This is a genomic window from Aquitalea palustris (genome assembly GCF_003693445.1).
Taxonomy (GTDB): Bacteria; Pseudomonadota; Gammaproteobacteria; order Burkholderiales; family Chromobacteriaceae; genus Aquitalea; species Aquitalea palustris.
Genome location: NZ_RFAR01000107.1, coordinates 1 through 1,150 on the forward strand (window position 1 = coordinate 1; position 1,150 = coordinate 1,150).

2 protein-coding genes are annotated in these 1,150 nt (G+C 63.1%); both read right to left on the minus strand.

Annotation, left to right across the window (positions count from 1 at the left end; all coding sequences use genetic code 11):
• A partial coding sequence (locus EAY64_RS18775; protein ID WP_439647219.1) for an amino acid kinase family protein occupies positions 1-296 on the minus strand: 296 nt, incomplete at its 3' end.
• Between the two features lie 398 nt (positions 297-694).
• The coding region (locus tag EAY64_RS18780; RefSeq protein WP_500784352.1) for a Rossmann-fold NAD(P)-binding domain-containing protein at positions 695-1,150 on the minus strand (456 nt) is incomplete at its 5' end.

Genomic DNA, 1,150 nt, shown 5'->3' on the forward strand with positions numbered 1-1,150 from the left:
TTGCCCAGTTCCTGTTCGATCATGTAGCCGATCATGCCTTCGGTCTGCGCACCCAGTACGTCGAGCGGATAGGGGGTGACCTTGCCATCAACGTGGCGGGCGTAGGCGTCGTTTTGCAGGCCGAGCAGGCCCACTTGCGGGCCGTTGCCGTGGCACATCACCAGGTTGTGGCCGAGCCGGGTGACGGCGGCCAGTTGTTCGGCGGCCACCTTGACGTTGGCGCGTTGGTTGTCAGCGGTCATGGCTTCGCCACGACGTTGCAGGGCATTGCCGCCCAGGGCTACGACGACTCGCATGATGTTTCCTTTCCTGCCCCGCCCCGCTGTGTTTGGGGTGGCGGCGTTGACGGCCTGCTTGGGCAGTCCATCGGATTTCTGATGTGGTGGCCGGACTTCCCGTGGGAAGGCGGGGCCGGGATGGGGGGTGAGATCCGGCTGAGTGAGGGGGGGCCGGATCTCGGGCCACTCCACGGCTTCAGGGGTGTGCCGTCGCGGAGGGTAAAACGGTGTTGCTGTCAGACTGCAGTCACTGGCGGTGTGGCAAAGCCGCAGGGCTTTGCCACAAAGCCGAGTGATAAGGGCGACGTGGCAAAGTCAGCGCAGCGGCTGCTGCTAGGCGCGCCGCCGCAGACAGTACAAGTCGTACGGCAAGGCGGCGCAACAACGCAGCAGGGCTTTGCTGCGGAGCCTAACGATCAGTCACCCAGGGTGGCGACCAGAATAGCCTTGATCGTGTGCATGCGGTTCTCGGCTTGCTCGAAGGCAATGCAGGCTTCGCTTTCGAACACGTCTTCGGTCACTTCAATGCCATTGGCCAGGTCCGGGTATTGCGCAGCGATTTCCTTGCCTACCTTGGTTTCGCTGTTGTGGTAAGCCGGCAGGCAGTGCATGAACTTGACTTGCGGGTTCTGGGCAGCAGCCATCAGCGCGGCATTCACTTGGTAAGGCTTCAGCAGGCGGATACGTTCAGCCCAGACTTCGGCCGGTTCGCCCATCGAGACCCAGACGTCGGTGTGGATGAAGTCGGTGCCCTTGACCGCTTCGGCAGCATCTTCGGTCAGGGTGATGCGGGCACCGGTGCGGGCAGCGATTTCACGGCATTCGGCGACCAGTTCGTCGGTCGGCCACAGGTGTTTCGGGGCGCCGATACG